Raw genomic sequence first — 14,167 nt, 5'->3', positions numbered from 1 at the left:
CCTTACTCGTCATTCGCACTGCTACCTTGTTTATCAGCGCTCACCCCTATTAGCAGGCAACAAAAACCGTCCTGTCAGCGGCAGGTGGGTGGAAATACCCAGGGTGTCCTCTTGGCGCACGCGGGCGTCGAGTTGGCGCAGCTTGGGGCTGTGCACCAAGTAGTCCAGTGTGCGGTCGGGGCCATTGGCGCTGGTGGGAAAGTGAGTGAACCAGTCGGCGCGCTCAGCGCCGCCCGCCTGGGCGTTGCTCGGGATGATAGGGTAGCGTTCCCACAGCAAGTGCAGGTCGTCGTCAGGCGAGTAACGGCCTTGCTGGCTGGGCTCCAGCCGAGGCAGTTGGCCCAAAGGCAACAGATTGAAATCCCCGCCGAGCAACCACGGCGTACCCTGGCTTTCAAGGCGGTCTACCCGCGTGGCCACGGCTTGAAGCTGCTGCGCCTGGGCCATGCTGCCCGAATGGTAAGGCTCTAGCCGCGTATTGAGTACGGCCAGGTGTTCACCGCCCTGTACGGGCAAGTAGGCAGCCAGCAATACCCGTTGTGGCCGGAACAGGCTAAGCCAGCGCGCCACCCCCGGCAGTTGCCAGCGCTCGGCCTGGTCGATCTGGTACCGGCTGAGGGTGGCCAGCTTGCGCCCCACACTGCCAAACACCTGCGGGCTAGGGACGAAGGCAGCCTTCCAGTCGAAGGCTTGTACGCTGCAGGGGTACAGGTCTACCAGGCGCTCTTGGAGCAGTGCCAGTTGGTTCTGATAACCCGTGGCCTTCGCGCCGTCATCCAATTCTTGCAGCAGCACCAGGTCGGGCTGCTCGTCCCGGATAATCCGCACCACTTCATCCAGGCTGTGCGCCATGTCTTCCGGCGTAGGGCGGGCGTCTTTATCGTCACGCTCCGGGGCGTCGTACCAGAACAGGTAGCGCTTGCCTGCCAGGAACTGCACGTTCCAAGTCATGACTTTCAAGGTTTGGCCAGGCCTCAACGCAGGCGGGCTGCCTTGGCAGGTAGGGGCCACCGCCGCGTGGGGCGAAGGCCGCCACGACAGCTGCCAGGCCAGCACGGCCAAGGCAATAGCAGCGAGTATCAGGGCCAGCAGGGCAATACGCAGTCGTCGGATCATCAGGCTCGGCTAACGGCAACGCGGAGCCTGTGAGCATAGCTGAGCGCATGCATTCCCCCAAGCTATGGACGGGGGGCGCGCAACGTAGGGTCGGTTACCAACATGAACACGCGGAACAGTACCACCGTAGTCATCAGTTGCAGCAGGCCATTGAAACCGTCCAAGGCGAGCAACAGCAAGGGGCTGTCGTTCTCGGGCCAGAGGCTCGCGGTAGCGAAGTCGATCACCCACAGCGGCACCAGCACCGCCAGTACGCAGCCCAGTACTTGCCAGAACGGCCCCTTTGTCAGCTCCAGGCTTTGTCGGATGGCCGCCAGCGGACCAAGGCCCCTGAGCACCATTAAATATTCCGCGAACGCCAGCCGGGCCATGAGCCAGAGCCCTGGCAGCACAAACAACGACATCCCCAGCAGCACTGCCAACGAACAGATAGCCGCCAGCAGCGCAAAGCGTGGCCATAGCCTCAGGCCCATGCTCAATAGCAGCCGCAGCGGCGGGTGTTCGCCGCTACTGCGCGAATCCATGTAGAGGATCAGCGCTGCAGTATAGATGGGGTAGAACAGCAGCCCCACCAGGATGTCGAACGCTCCACGGGCATCGCTGTGAATCTGCGTGTCTACCAGTTGTTCGGCAAGGGACTGCAGCACGAGCAAGGGCAAGCACAGCCCAATGATGGAGAACAGGTGGGTGCGGAAGAAATAGAGTGAATCTTGAAGGACAGTGAGCGGGTTCATCGTGCCGATGTCTTGGGCCAGCGGGCCTATCACTGTACCGGATGGCCCACGCATGGCAAACGGCGGTTAAGCGATTAACAATCTTTCATGGCCCGGGCCGGTTGAATCGACAAACGCGAGCCTCATAATGGTTCGCACACAGCCCTCAGGGGCTACACCCAATGGTAATTGACGAGGTCGTCATGAACAGCGAAGAACAAGGCCTGATCGACGGACTGTTTTCTCGGCTCAAGCAAGCCGAAGCGGACGGTGGCCCACGCGATGTTCAAGCCGAACAGCGCATCCGCGAACACGTGACCGCCCAGCCGGCCGCGGCGTACTACATGGCTCAGGCTATCCTGGTGCAGGAAGCTGCAGTCAAACGCCTGGACCAGATGAACCGCCAGCTTAAGGGTGAACTTGAACAGGCGCGTGCGGGCGCGAGCAAGGCCCCTGCGCAAAGCGGTGGCTTCCTGTCTGGCCTGTTTGGCGGTGCTCGCGATCAAGCGCCAGCCGCGCCCGCGCCGTCTACGGGGGGTTGGCGCGAGCCTGCTCGCGGTTATGCACCACCGCCTCCGCCTCAATACCAAGGGGGCGGGCAGCCTGGCTACCAACCCGGTTACGGTCAGCCCCAGCCTGCAGCCGGTGGCGGCTTTATGCGCGGCGCGTTGCAGACCGCTGCTGGCGTAGCGGGAGGCATGATGCTGGCCGAGGGCCTGAGTGGGCTGTTCCACCATGACAACCCTTCCCAGGAAATCGTCGAAATCATCCGTGATGAGCCCGCGCCGGCTGCGGATCACGCGTCCGAACAGGGCGATTGGGGCAACGACAACCAGCAGTTGGTGAGCGATAACGACCTCGGCAACGACCAGGGCGGCTTCTCCGACACCGATTACAGCGGTGATAGCGGAGGGTTCTTCTCGGATGACGATGAGTACGTCTGACCTCGCCAATGCGGGCGGTAAGCACCGCATCGCGCTGTTTGCCGATGTGCAAAACCTCTACTACACCGTGCGCCACGCTTACGGGTGTCACTTCAACTATGCCGCGTTGTGGGGCCAACTGGCCGCGCGCGGCAACATCGAGCTGGCCTTCGCGTATGCGATTGACCGCGGCGACCCTAAGCAGCAGCAGTTCCAGCGCATCCTCAGGCAACTGGGGTTCGAGGTAAAGCTCAAACCCTACATCCAGCGCAGCGATGGCTCGGCCAAGGGCGACTGGGATGTGGGCATTACCATTGATGTACTGGAAGCCGCTGACCAGGTCGATGAAGTAGTGCTGGCGTCCGGGGACGGTGATTTCGACCTGTTGCTACAGCGCATCAACCAGCGCCATGGTGTTCACACAACGGTGTATGGCACGCCTGGCCTCACGGCGGGCTCGCTGATCAGGGCGGCCACCCAGTACGTGCCTATCGAAGGTGAATTATTGCTACGCCATTGATTGGCGTACTAAAGCCTGGACGTTAAGCGCGGCACTCGTACAATGGATCCCCCTCCGTCGATGCCGAGCGCCCGTCCATGCCTTCCCGCCCCGTGCCCTTGTTGCTAGCAGGCGCCTTTCTGGCGCTGTATCTGGTGTGGGGGTCCACTTACCTCTTCATTCGTATCGGGGTCGAATCCTGGCCACCCCTGACCATGGCGGGTATCCGGTTTCTGGTAGCAGGGGCCATTCTCTACGGCGTCTTGCGCCTGAGAGGGGCGCCTCGGCCCACCGCCCCCCAATGGCGCGCCGGTGGCTGGATTGGCCTGCTGCTGCTGGGGTGCGGCAATGGCGGGGTAACGCTTGCCGAGCATTCAGGCGTCGCCTCCGGCGTAGCCGCCCTGGCGGTGGCGACCATGCCGCTGTTTACCCTGCTGTTTGGGCTGTTCTGGGGGCAGCGTAACTCGGCTCTGGAGTGGGGCGGCATGTTGCTGGGCTTTGCAGGTATCTGCCTGCTTAACCTGGGCGCTAACCTTCAGGGCAGCCCAGGCGGGGCCGCGTTGCTCTTGTTCGCCTCGGCGGCCTGGGCGTTTGGCTCAGTCTGGAGCCGCTACCTGCCACTGCCCCCCGGCGGCATGGCCAGCGCCGTGGAGATGCTGATTGCCGGTGCCGCCTTGCTGGCAACCGGGTTGATCAGCGGCGAACGCATCACCGCCTGGCCAAGCATGACCGGCTGGTTGTCTCTGGGCTACTTGATCCTGTTCGGCTCCATCCTCGCCTTCAACGCCTACATGTACCTGCTCAAGCACGTGCGCCCGGCGGCGGCCACCAGTTACGCCTACATCAACCCGGTAGTGGCAGTGCTGCTGGGGATCGCCTTTGCCGGTGAACACATTGGCGGCTGGGAGGTGATGGCGATGGTGATCATCATTGGCGCGGTGGTGTTGATCGGCCTGCCGCAGTGGCGGCGTCGCTAGCCTTCGTACGCTGTCAGATCCGGGGTAAACTGCGCGCCTTGCCAGTTATTACCAGGTACATCCGATGACGTTTGCTTCACTGGGTTTGATCGAGCCGCTACTGGGCCAGTTGCAACGCCTGGGCTACGACACGCCTACGCCTATTCAGCAACAGGCGATACCTGTGGTGCTCGCAGGCCGTGACCTGATGGCCGCCGCGCAAACCGGCACGGGTAAAACCGCAGGCTTTGCCTTGCCGCTGTTGCAGCGCCTAACGCTGCAAGGTAGCCAGGTGGCACCTAACAGTGTGCGGGCGCTGATACTGGTGCCTACCCGGGAACTGGCCGAGCAGGTGCACGTGAACATCAAGGCGTACGCTGAAGGGCTGCCGCTGCGCACCTACGCGGTGTATGGCGGTGTGAGCATCAACCCGCAAATGATGGCGCTGCGCAAAGGCGTGGATGTGCTGGTAGCCACCCCTGGCCGATTGCTGGACCTGCACCGCCAGAATGCGGTCAAGTTCAACCAGGTCGAAACCCTTGTGCTCGACGAAGCCGACCGCATGTTGGACTTAGGCTTTGTGGACGAGCTACGCGCGCTGTATGCCGCGTTGCCCGCGCGGCGGCAAACCCTGTTGTTCTCGGCCACCTTCTCCGACCCCATCCGCCTGCTGGCCGGGCAGATGCTGAACGAGCCGCTCACCCTCGACGTCAGCCCGCGCAACCAGGCCGCAACCTCCGTGCGCCAATGGGTGGTGCCGGTCGACAAAAAACGCAAGGCAGAGCTGTTCTGCCACCTGCTGCGCCAGAACCGGTGGAAGCAGGTGCTGGTGTTTGCCCGCACCCGCAATGGCGTTGACCAATTGGTCGAGCGCTTGCAAGGGCTGAGTATCGCGGCCGACGGCATCCACGGAGAGCGGCCACAAGCGACGCGTCAGCGTGCGCTGGACAGCTTCAAGGCCGGCGAGCTGCGCGTGCTGGTGGCCACGGACGTCGCGGCACGCGGCCTGGACATCCAGGACCTGCCCCTGGTGGTCAACCTGGATTTGCCCATCGTGCCCGAGGACTACGTGCACCGCATCGGCCGTACTGGCCGGGCCGGCGCCACGGGCGAAGCGCTCTCACTGGTGTGCGCCGACGAAGTGGAACAACTGGCCGCCATCGAGGCGCTCACCCGTCAAACCCTGAAGCGGGTGGAAGAGGCCGATTTCGAGCCCGATCACCGCGTGCCGGAAACCACCGCAGGTGGGCAGGTACTGAAAAAGCCGAAGAAGCCTAAAAAGGCCAAGGCCACGGGGGGCAAGGCTGCCCTGGGGCGGTGGACCGAAAGCCGGGACGCGCCAGTAGCGGAGCCCACGGTCAAGCCGGTGCGCAAAGTGCCTGCGTTCAATACCGGGCCACGTAAGCGCAAGCCCTGACCTAGGCTCTGTACGTAAAGTATTGGCACTCGGTGATGCTGCGTTAAAACCGGCTCGGAATGCTCATTTACGACCAGTAAACTGGATCGCCAGCCCGGTCCGCTTCCCCGCCGGTTTTTGCCTTGCCTGCGAGGCCCGGCCTGACCTTCGTTCCAAACCTTTTCGTACAGAGCCTAACGCTCTGGGGTTACTGGCGGGCCAGGTACTGCAACACCCCCTGCGCCGCCTGCCGCCCGCTGGCAAAGCAGGCGGTGAGCAGGTACCCGCCGGTGGGGGCTTCCCAGTCCAGCATTTCTCCGGCGCAAAATACCCCTGGCAGGGCCTTGAGCATCAGCGCCGGGTCCAGGGCATCCTGGCGCACACCGCCAGCGGTGCTGATGGCCTCGTCCAGCGGGCGAGGGCGAACCAGGGTCAAGGGTAAAGCCTTGATCACCTTGGCCAGGTGCCCCATGTGCAGAAAGGCCTCCGCGCCCGCCAATTCATGCAGCAGGGCCGCCTTCACGCCCTCCAGCCGTAATTGGCCTTGAAGGTGACGCGCCATGGAGCGCGCGCCGCGTGGTTTATTCAAGGCGGCCTCAACCTGAGCAAGGCTGCGGGCGGGCAGCAGGTCCAGGGCTACAGAGCAGTGACCCTCACGGTTGATGGTTTCGCGAATACCCGCGCTTAGCGCATACACCAGGCTGCCTTCCACCCCAGTGGCGGTTACCACGCACTCACCCAGGCGGGGCGTACTGCCCGCGAGGTTTAGCGCAATGTTCTTGAGTGGGGCCCCCGCGAAGCGTTCCCGGATAAAGGGGCTCCAGGCGCTCACGTCAAAGCCGCAGTTGGCCGGCTGCAGCGGCGCGATACCTGCGCCGCGCTCGGCTAGCCAAGGCAGCCAGGCACCGTCCGACCCCAAGCGCGCCCAACTGGCACCCCCCAAGGCCAACACAGTGGCGGCCGGGTGAAGCGCAAGGGTAGTGCCGTCATGTTGTTCTATCCACAGGCCGCCCTCTGGCGCCCAGCCCTTCCAGCGGTGTCGGGTGTGGATAACCACACCGCTGTCGCGCAGCCGCTTGAGCCAGGCGCGCAACAGCGGGGCTGCCTTCATGTCAGCGGGGAAGACGCGGCCTGACGTGCCAACGAAGGTCTCGATGCCTAAGCCGTGAATCCAGGCCCGGAGGGCAGTAGCATCGAACGCCCCAAGCCAGTGGCGTACCCAGTCAGCACGCTCGGCATAGCGGCCGATAAAGGCTGACGCGGGCTCGGCGTGGGTAATGTTCATGCCCCCAACCCCAGCCAGCAAAAACTTGCGCCCCACCGACGGCATACGCTCGTACAGCGTCACGGCCACACCTGCCTGGCTCAAGACTTCAGCCGCCATCAAGCCTGCGGGGCCGCCGCCAATGATCGCTACGCCTGAAGAGCAAGGGGAGACCGTCATGGACACATCGCCGGGTTTGAAAAAGGGGCCGTAGTGTACCGGAGCGCTCCACGGCTGCCCATGTTCTGTACAAAAAATAACCACATCTAGCGCAGGCGTGTGATTACAGGGCGATGAGGCGTTTCCCGCAGGTTATCCACAGGCGGTTCCACAGCCATTGTGGGTAACGCGACGGTTATGCCTCGGGCAGGCGCCATATCGTAGATGCCCAGACCTGCTCGGCGGCCTGGTGCAGCAAACCATGGCGCCTGGCCAGGGCGTTGCGGTCCTTGCTGTACCCACCGCCAATCACCGCCATTACCGGGATATCCCGCCTCAGGCAGTGACGCAGCACGCGGTCGTCACGGGCGGTAACCCCTGCATCCGTCAAGGAAAGGTAGCCCAAGGCATCGTCTTTATGCACATCCACGCCTGCGTCGTAGAGCACCAAGTCTGGCTGATACAGCGGTAGCAGGTAGTTCAGGGCGTCATCTACCGTCCGCAGGTAATCCTCATCGCCCATGCCCAGCGGTAGCGGAATGTCCCAGTCGCTGTCGGCCTTGCGCACCGGGAAGTTTTTCTCGCAATGCAGCGACACCGTGATGGCGTCGGGAGTGTCGGCCAATATCCGCGCAGTGCCATCACCCTGGTGAACGTCGCAGTCGAAGATCAATACCCGTTGCACCCGGCCAGCCTCCAGCAAGTAGCGGCTGACCACCGCCAGGTCGTTGAAAATGCAAAAGCCTGCCGGGTAGTCGTAATGAGCATGGTGAGTGCCACCGGCCAAGTGGCAGGCCATGCCGTGATTCAAGGCTAATTCGGCCGTGAGCAACGACCCACCCACCGCCCGCACGGTACGCCGGGCCAGCGCTTCGCTCCAAGGCAGGCCCAGCCGTCGTTGGTCTTCGCGCGCCAGCTCGCCGGCCATGTAGCGCGCGATGTAATCCGGCGCGTGGGCGAGGGCAAGCACCTCGGCCGGGCACAGCGACGGGCGGTGTAGGTTTTCAGGCGTCGCCACGCCTATGGCAGCCAGGTGATCGTGCAACAGGCGGAATTTTTCCATCGGGAACCGATGGTCCAGCGGGAAGGGTGGGCTGTAGTCGTCGTGATACACCAGAGGTAAGCGCATGGGGGCCCGCTTGCAGGGAGTGGAAAAGGCACACGTTGCAGTAGAAACCAAAACGGTGATGGGGTGCCATCAACCCGGTGTATCGCTGCGCCAGGACAGGCCGCTGGCGGAGCATCAAGGTATGATGGCCACTTCTGGTATTTGTAAGGCGAGGTAATACGAATGAGCCATGTCTTGGACGATCTGGTAGATCTGCTCAGCCTGGAGCCCATCGAAGAAAACCTGTTCCGTGGTCGCAGCCAGGACTTGGGGTTTCGCCAGCTGTTTGGTGGGCAGGTGCTGGGGCAGTCGCTGTCGGCAGCCAGCCAGACCGTGGAAGATGATCGGCATGTTCACTCGTTGCATGGTTATTTCTTGCGCCCCGGCGACGCCAGCCAGCCGGTGGTGTACATGGTGGATCGGGTTCGCGATGGCGGCAGTTTCTCCACGCGCCGGGTGACGGCAGTGCAGAAGGGTAAAACGATTTTTACCGCGTCGGCGTCGTTTCAGCATGACGAAGAGGGGTTTTCGCACCAGAGCCAGATGCCACAGGTGGTAGGCCCTGACAACCTGCCCACCGAGCTTGACCTGATACGTCAGGTGGGGGACATGATGCCGGCCCAACTGCGGGAAAAACTGCTGTGCGCCAAGCCCATTGAAATGCGCCCGGTGACCGAGCGCGACCCCTACAACCCCACCCCTGGCGATCCGGTGAAGTATGTGTGGTTCCGGGCCGACGGCGCCCTGGCCGATACCCCAGCGCTGCACAAGTACGTGATGGCCTATGCCTCGGACTTCAACCTGCTGACCACTGCCTTACTGCCACACGGTAAAAGTGTCTGGCACCCGGACATGCAGATCGCCAGCCTCGACCATGCGGTCTGGTTTCACGGTAACCTCATCGCCGATGACTGGCTGCTGTATGCCCTCGACAGTCCGTGGGCTGGCAACTCCCGTGGGTTTTGCCGTGGCAGCGTGTACAACCGCGCAGGGCAATTGGTCGCCTCTTCCGCGCAGGAAGGGCTGATTCGCCATCGCAAGGACTGGGCGTGATGCTGACCGACATTCGCCATTGGGTATTCGACATGGACGGCACCCTGACGGTGGCGGCCCACGATTTCGCCGCCATCCGCGCGGCCCTCGACATCCCGCCGGAGAGCGACATCCTCGGCCACTTGGCCTCATTGCCCGCAGCTGAGGCCGCTGCCCGGCATGCCTGGTTACTCGAGCACGAGCGCGAACTGGCCCTGGCCTCGCGGCCTGCGACGGGCGCGGTGCAATTGATCCGTGAGCTGGTGGGGCGCGGCTATCAGTTGGGCATCCTTACGCGTAACGCCCGCGAGCTGGCCTTCATTACCCTGGCTGCTATCGGGATCGAAGACTGCTTCCCTGCGCACAGCGTGCTAGGCCGTGACGAGGCCGCGTTCAAGCCCGACCCTGAAGGTTTGCTCAAGCTGGCCAGCCAGTGGGGCGTAGCGCCACAGGCCATGGCGATGGTGGGAGACCACCACCACGACCTGGCCTGCGGCCGCGCCGCCGGTGCCCGCACCGTGCTGGTCAATACCCCAGGCAACCCCTGGGCCGCGCTTACCGATGTAAACGCGCAGGATTGTGGGGTGTTGTTGGGGATGATTGGCTTGAGCTACAACCGTTTATGAGAGCGTAATCCATATCATCTCCGCCATATCGGCTGAGGAAAGCATCTTGCTCGGAGTTTTCTTAGCCGACTACAGGTCGCTTCTTCTCTACTTCAGCGGGGGCTTGCCAAAAGTTTTTCAATCGCTAGTTCTAAAGATTCTACCGATTTAATATTGGAGCCCTGAGGGGGGTTTATTGATTTTTCGCAGAGGTCCGTTTTATTTCGATATTAGAAGCCGCCGCATTGGTTTTGGTATCTCCATTTAGCTTATTGTAAGCTTCCGATCTTGCTGAAAGATTAGGCGTCACCGGCTCGGTTGCGGTGTTTTCAGATATTTTTTTATTAAGCTCATTATTAAGCCTATTAATAAGATTTTGCCCCATAACACCACCAGCGTGACGGTCAGGGCCTTTTCCATCTCTCTTCCTATTAGGCGCTTTAAACGTTCCTAGATGTTCTTCATGAAAACGATAAAAAGATTCTTTTGGGAACTCATACTCCAAGCCTTTAGGTATTCGTTTTTCAAGGGTGATAAGTGATACTTTTTGTGCTTGGGGTGAGTTCTTACCGATGACCTTGGCAGTTGTTGCTTCGCGAAGCTCTATATGGGCACGCAGCCCAGCGGAAACCTTACTAATTCCTTGGTCCTGCGCTTTGGCAATCTTGGCTGCCGTCGGCTGGATAGGGGCGGGGGCGGGACGGATAGAAGTAAAATTAGCTACCTTACCTTCGGCTACCGGGGCTCCCACTTCAGATTTTGACGAACTTGTTTTTGCGCTGCTATTTACTTCCTTTAGGTCCTTAGCATTCTCAAGCGCAAGGATTACCACCGGGCCAGTTTCACGGTTCAAATCTCGCGCTTTTAGAAAACCTATGGCAGCTAATTCCAGGCTGTTGCCGTGAGCCCTGAAGTTTGCCATTAATACCCCATCTTGCCCCTCCAGCTTCGAAGCCATACCAAATTGCTGAACAGGTAACTGGGTAGCCGGATTTGGGATAAATGTTTCATTATTCAAGGCATTAAGGGTACTGCTAGCCAATTGCTTTTGCTGTGATGTGCCATGATTGAGCATATGCATCAAATAATCTTTTGAGCGCGACGTTATAAGATTTTTCAAGTCTTTAGGTGAAACTCCACCTGACTTGGTAGTGGCGGCCTGCGCTGGTAGGGGATGTCCTATAACATGAGGATTGGTCGTAGAATGGATTTTCATAATTCACCAACAAAGGAAAAATCTGGATTGCTATAAGTGGTCTGCAAGCCGCTTCGGTTCCCTTTTTCTTCGTTGCTTTGGAAAACCGCAGTGCTGGTCAATACCCCAGGCAACCTCTGGGCCGCGCTTACCGATGTAAACGCGCAGGATTGTGGGGTGTTGTTGGGGATGGTGTGAACGGAAAGGCCCTGCGCGCATCGCAGGGCCGCGCCTCTAACGGAGGACTTACAAACCTTTATCCGCGAACGTATCGCAGCGCTCCAGTTGACCGTTCTCGAAGCCGGTCTTGAACCAGCGCACGCGCTGCGCCGAGGTGCCGTGAGTGAAGGAATCCGGCACGACATGGCCACGGCCTTGCTGCTGCAAGCGGTCATCGCCAATAGCGTTGGCCGCGTTCAGGGCTTCTTCTACGTCACCCGGCTCCAGCCAGTTCAGGCGCTGCTGAGCGTGGTTGGCCCATACGCCGGCAAAGCAGTCCGCTTGCAGTTCCAGGCGAACAGACAAACCGTTTGCGCCTTCCATGGGTTGGCCTTTCTGGCGTGCAGCGTCGACCTGGTGAGAAATCCCCAGCAGGTTCTGCACATGGTGGCCCACCTCGTGAGCGATCACATAGGCCTGGGCAAAGTCACCGGCGGCGCCGAACTTCTGGCTCATCTCGTTAAAGAACGCAGTGTCCAGGTACACCTTATGGTCGGCCGGGCAATAGAACGGGCCCACGGCCGACGAGGCCAAGCCGCACGCCGAATTCACCTGACCGGCGAACAGCACCAGCGGTGGCTCTTCGTATTGACGGCCGGACTCTTTGAAGATGGCCTTCCAGGTGTCTTCGGTATCGCCCAGGATGGAACGCACGAATTCGGTCTGGTCATCGGTGGCAGGGGTGCTGCGCTGCTGGGTAGGCGCCGGTGCGCTGCTCTGGCCGGTAAGCTGCCCCAAAATCTGCATAGGGTCTTGGCCCGTGAGCAGGCCGAAGCCTACGATCAGCACCACGGCCCCCAGGCTCAGGCCCTTGCCGCCCATCCTGAAGCCACCGCCGCCGCCACTACCGGTGCCATCGCCACGTGCGTCTACTACGTTGTCACTACGTCGGCCTTTTTTCCACAGCATCCTGGGTTCTCCTCATTGTGTTCATAACCTCTTGGCTATGTAAGCGCCGCGTAGGTTCAAGCTCGGACCCTTCGACAACAATCTCGCACTTAATTTCAATGGGCGTATTCGTTCACGCACGCGTGGGTCGCAATTGGAGTACCGGCCGGCGGTACACCTGCGCTACGCTCAGCGCTGTAACCTTTCAAGCACCTAAACGGATTTAACGCGTACTGGAACGCTTTTACCGATGAGCAAAGACCCTCTGTCGCTGACCGGAACCAGCCAGCCGCTCAAAGGCATGCTGTTGATTATGATCGCGACGCTGTTGTTCGCCAGCCACGACGTGCTGTCCAAGTACCTCTCCGGGATCTACCCGGTGATGCTGGTGATCTGGGTGCGTTACTTCGTCCATACCCTGTTGATGATGGGTATCTTTTTACCGCAGTCGGGCCTGCGTATCTTGCGTACCAAGCGGCCGCTGCTTCAGGTAATGAGAGCCTTGTGCCTGTTGGGCACCAGCTTGATGTTTGTGTCGGGCCTGCAGTACATCCCCTTGGCCGAAGCCACGGCGGTCAACTTTCTTGCACCGCTGATGGTGACGGCCTTGTCTGTGCCCCTGCTACGGGAGCGGGTAACCGGTGGGCAATGGGCGGCCGTACTGGTGGGCTTTTGTGGCGTACTGACGATTGTCCACCCCGGTGGTGAGCTATTCACGCCCGCGATCCTGTTCCCGTTCGCGTCCGCGTTGTTTTTCTGCTTTTACCAGTTGCTGACCCGCAAGGTGGCGGAAGTCGACAGCCCCACTACCAGCAACTTTTTCGCAGGGGTCTTTAACACCCTGCTGATGAGCGCCGTGGTGCCGTTCTTTTGGCACTGGCCCACTTGGCTGGACGGCCTGTTCATGCTGGCCCTGGGCGGGTGTGGCATGACCGCTCACCTGCTGCTGACTCAGGCGTTTCGGCATGCACCACCGGCGTTGCTGGCGCCCTTGGGGTACTGCCAGATCGTCTTCGCAGGCTTTTATGGCTGGCTGATCTTCAACCACACGCCTACGTCCACTACGGTGCTGGGGATCCTGGTGATCTGCTCCAGTGGCGTGGCAGCGGCCTGGTTACAGCGCCGCGCCAAAGTCAGCCCCTCGACGTAAGCGGTGGCCCCCCAAGCGCGTTGGCTAGCGGCCCATGCTGTGAAAGTGCGCGCTCATGCGCTCGGTGTTTGGGGTAATTCCGGTAAACAGTTCGAATGCCTTCACCGCCTGGAACACAGCCATGGCGCTGCCGTCCAGGGTGCGGCAGCCCAGTGCCCGGGCATCGCGCAGCAGTTCGGTTTCCAGCGGGAAGTACACGATCTCCGCAACCCATAGCCCTGCGTGCAAAAGGCCCTTGGGCACAGGGGTACCGGGCAGCTTGGCCATACCCACAGGGGTGGTGTTGACCACCCCCTCTGCCTGCGCCAATGCGTCGGCCAGCGACACACCTACTTGTGCAGGCCTGCCTGGAAAGTGTGCATTGAGGTTAGCCACCAGTGTCTGGGCGCTGTGGGGGTTAACGTCGAAGACCGTCAAGTGCTTCATGCCCTCAAGCAACAGGGCGTGAGCGACCGCCGCGCCCGCACCGCCTGCACCCATTTGTACTACCCGCTCCCGGCCTGCACCGGCCATGGCACGGCGCAAGCCTTCGGCAAACCCCAGGCAGTCGGTGTTATGACCCATGCGCTTACCCTCGCGCAGCACCACGGTGTTTACGGCGCCGATACTCTGAGCCTCTGGCGATAACCCATCGAGCAACGGGATCACGGCCTGTTTGCTGGGGTAGGTGATGTTGAGGCCGGTAAAGCCCAGCTGCTGAGCCGCAGTAAGCAGTGTGTCCAACGCGCTGTTGTCGAGCGCTAGCACATCCAGGTCAATCAACCGGTACACATAGTTCACGCCTTGGGCGCGGCCCTCCTGCTCATGCATCGCCGGGGTTCGGGACAGCGCAATGCCTGAACCGATCAGGCCAACGAGAATGCTGCTAGCGGTGGGGGCTGTCATGCGGGGGCTCCTAGCGGGTGTAGGGCGTTGCGGTGTAAAGGGGCCGCCAGTGTATCAGG

General features: G+C 61.2%; 14 protein-coding genes. 7 read left to right on the top strand and 7 right to left on the bottom strand.

Annotated elements, in window-relative coordinates; genetic code table 11:
* Positions 1–33 precede the first annotated feature (33 nt).
* Together AC4LE2_RS17625 and AC4LE2_RS17620 are read right to left on the bottom strand one after the other, a co-directional pair.
* The gene (locus tag AC4LE2_RS17625) at positions 34–1,116 is read right to left on the bottom strand and encodes an endonuclease/exonuclease/phosphatase family protein (protein ID WP_491827005.1); all 1,083 of its coding nucleotides are present in this window, start codon (positions 1,114–1,116) and stop codon (positions 34–36) included.
* A gap of 62 nt (positions 1,117–1,178) precedes the next feature.
* A complete protein-coding gene (locus AC4LE2_RS17620; protein ID WP_491827003.1) occupies positions 1,179–1,904 on the bottom strand; it encodes a hypothetical protein in 726 nt (241 codons plus the stop codon).
* Between the two features lie 128 nt (positions 1,905–2,032).
* Here AC4LE2_RS17620 and AC4LE2_RS17615 point away from each other — a divergent pair, with 128 nt between their 5' ends.
* From AC4LE2_RS17615 to rhlE1, 4 genes are all read left to right on the top strand, one after another.
* A complete protein-coding gene (locus AC4LE2_RS17615; protein WP_491827001.1) occupies positions 2,033–2,773 on the top strand; it encodes a DUF2076 domain-containing protein in 741 nt (246 codons plus the stop codon).
* On the top strand, positions 2,760–3,272 hold the full coding sequence (locus tag AC4LE2_RS17610; protein WP_491826999.1) for a LabA-like NYN domain-containing protein: 513 nt from the start codon (positions 2,760–2,762) through the stop codon (positions 3,270–3,272). Before AC4LE2_RS17615 ends, AC4LE2_RS17610 begins: the two co-directional genes overlap by 14 nt.
* A 77-nt stretch (positions 3,273–3,349) precedes the next feature.
* Positions 3,350–4,228, top strand: coding sequence for a drug/metabolite exporter YedA (gene yedA / locus AC4LE2_RS17605; protein ID WP_491826997.1), 879 nt, complete (start codon positions 3,350–3,352; stop codon positions 4,226–4,228).
* A 64-nt stretch (positions 4,229–4,292) separates the two neighbouring features.
* Positions 4,293–5,624: an RNA helicase RhlE1 gene (gene rhlE1 / locus AC4LE2_RS17600; protein ID WP_491826995.1), complete on the top strand. Its 1,332-nt coding sequence runs from the start codon at positions 4,293–4,295 to the stop codon at positions 5,622–5,624.
* Positions 5,625–5,811: 187 nt separating this feature from the next.
* Here rhlE1 and AC4LE2_RS17595 read toward each other — a convergent pair whose 3' ends face one another.
* Positions 5,812–7,053 carry a TIGR03862 family flavoprotein gene (locus AC4LE2_RS17595; RefSeq protein WP_491826993.1) on the bottom strand — a complete coding sequence of 414 codons (1,242 nt, stop codon included), beginning with the start codon at positions 7,051–7,053 and terminating at the stop codon, positions 5,812–5,814.
* A 169-nt stretch (positions 7,054–7,222) separates the two neighbouring features.
* Positions 7,223–8,155, bottom strand: coding sequence for a histone deacetylase family protein (locus AC4LE2_RS17590; RefSeq protein WP_491826991.1), 933 nt, complete (start codon positions 8,153–8,155; stop codon positions 7,223–7,225).
* A gap of 162 nt (positions 8,156–8,317) precedes the next feature.
* Here AC4LE2_RS17590 and tesB point away from each other — a divergent pair, with 162 nt between their 5' ends.
* Positions 8,318–9,187 carry an acyl-CoA thioesterase II gene (gene tesB / locus AC4LE2_RS17585; RefSeq protein ID WP_491826989.1) on the top strand — a complete coding sequence of 290 codons (870 nt, stop codon included), beginning with the start codon at positions 8,318–8,320 and terminating at the stop codon, positions 9,185–9,187.
* Entirely contained in the window at positions 9,184–9,792 is a 609-nt protein-coding gene (locus tag AC4LE2_RS17580) for an HAD family hydrolase (RefSeq protein WP_491826987.1), read from the top strand. The genes tesB and AC4LE2_RS17580 overlap by 4 nt, the downstream gene beginning before the upstream one ends.
* A 172-nt stretch (positions 9,793–9,964) precedes the next feature.
* On the opposite strand, the gene AC4LE2_RS17575 is transcribed toward AC4LE2_RS17580, so the two are convergent.
* Together AC4LE2_RS17575 and ypfJ are read right to left on the bottom strand one after the other, a co-directional pair.
* On the bottom strand, positions 9,965–10,987 hold the full coding sequence (locus tag AC4LE2_RS17575; protein ID WP_491826985.1) for a hypothetical protein: 1,023 nt from the start codon (positions 10,985–10,987) through the stop codon (positions 9,965–9,967).
* 225 nt (positions 10,988–11,212) lie between these two features.
* A complete protein-coding gene (gene ypfJ / locus AC4LE2_RS17570) occupies positions 11,213–12,094 on the bottom strand; it encodes a KPN_02809 family neutral zinc metallopeptidase (RefSeq protein WP_491826984.1) in 882 nt (293 codons plus the stop codon).
* Between the two features lie 229 nt (positions 12,095–12,323).
* Between ypfJ and AC4LE2_RS17565 the strand changes: the two genes are divergently transcribed.
* Positions 12,324–13,223, top strand: coding sequence for a DMT family transporter (locus AC4LE2_RS17565; RefSeq protein WP_491826982.1), 900 nt, complete (start codon positions 12,324–12,326; stop codon positions 13,221–13,223).
* Positions 13,224–13,247: 24 nt separating this feature from the next.
* On the opposite strand, the gene AC4LE2_RS17560 is transcribed toward AC4LE2_RS17565, so the two are convergent.
* Positions 13,248–14,108, bottom strand: a complete 861-nt coding sequence (locus AC4LE2_RS17560; RefSeq protein WP_491826980.1) for a shikimate dehydrogenase — start codon at positions 14,106–14,108, stop codon at positions 13,248–13,250.
* Positions 14,109–14,167 lie beyond the last annotated feature (59 nt).

It is taken from the genome of Pseudomonas sp. 9.3L (genome assembly GCF_058536285.1).
This window is presented reverse-complemented; position numbering and strand designations above follow the sequence as displayed.

What these genes read in the sequence shown, in the direction of transcription:
- AC4LE2_RS17575 (WP_491826985.1), bottom strand. Translation starts at nt 10,987, where the DNA reads ATGAAAATCCATTCTACGACCAATCCTCATGTTATAGGACATCCCCTA.
- AC4LE2_RS17610 (WP_491826999.1), top strand. Translation starts at nt 2,760, where the DNA reads ATGAGTACGTCTGACCTCGCCAATGCGGGCGGTAAGCACCGCATCGCG.
- tesB (WP_491826989.1), top strand. Translation starts at nt 8,318, where the DNA reads ATGAGCCATGTCTTGGACGATCTGGTAGATCTGCTCAGCCTGGAGCCC.
- ypfJ (WP_491826984.1), bottom strand. Translation starts at nt 12,094, where the DNA reads ATGCTGTGGAAAAAAGGCCGACGTAGTGACAACGTAGTAGACGCACGT.
- AC4LE2_RS17615 (WP_491827001.1), top strand. Translation starts at nt 2,033, where the DNA reads ATGAACAGCGAAGAACAAGGCCTGATCGACGGACTGTTTTCTCGGCTC.
- AC4LE2_RS17620 (WP_491827003.1), bottom strand. Translation starts at nt 1,904, where the DNA reads ATGCGTGGGCCATCCGGTACAGTGATAGGCCCGCTGGCCCAAGACATC.
- AC4LE2_RS17565 (WP_491826982.1), top strand. Translation starts at nt 12,324, where the DNA reads ATGAGCAAAGACCCTCTGTCGCTGACCGGAACCAGCCAGCCGCTCAAA.
- AC4LE2_RS17625 (WP_491827005.1), bottom strand. Translation starts at nt 1,116, where the DNA reads ATGATCCGACGACTGCGTATTGCCCTGCTGGCCCTGATACTCGCTGCT.
- AC4LE2_RS17590 (WP_491826991.1), bottom strand. Translation starts at nt 8,155, where the DNA reads ATGCGCTTACCTCTGGTGTATCACGACGACTACAGCCCACCCTTCCCG.
- yedA (WP_491826997.1), top strand. Translation starts at nt 3,350, where the DNA reads ATGCCTTCCCGCCCCGTGCCCTTGTTGCTAGCAGGCGCCTTTCTGGCG.
- AC4LE2_RS17560 (WP_491826980.1), bottom strand. Translation starts at nt 14,108, where the DNA reads ATGACAGCCCCCACCGCTAGCAGCATTCTCGTTGGCCTGATCGGTTCA.
- rhlE1 (WP_491826995.1), top strand. Translation starts at nt 4,293, where the DNA reads ATGACGTTTGCTTCACTGGGTTTGATCGAGCCGCTACTGGGCCAGTTG.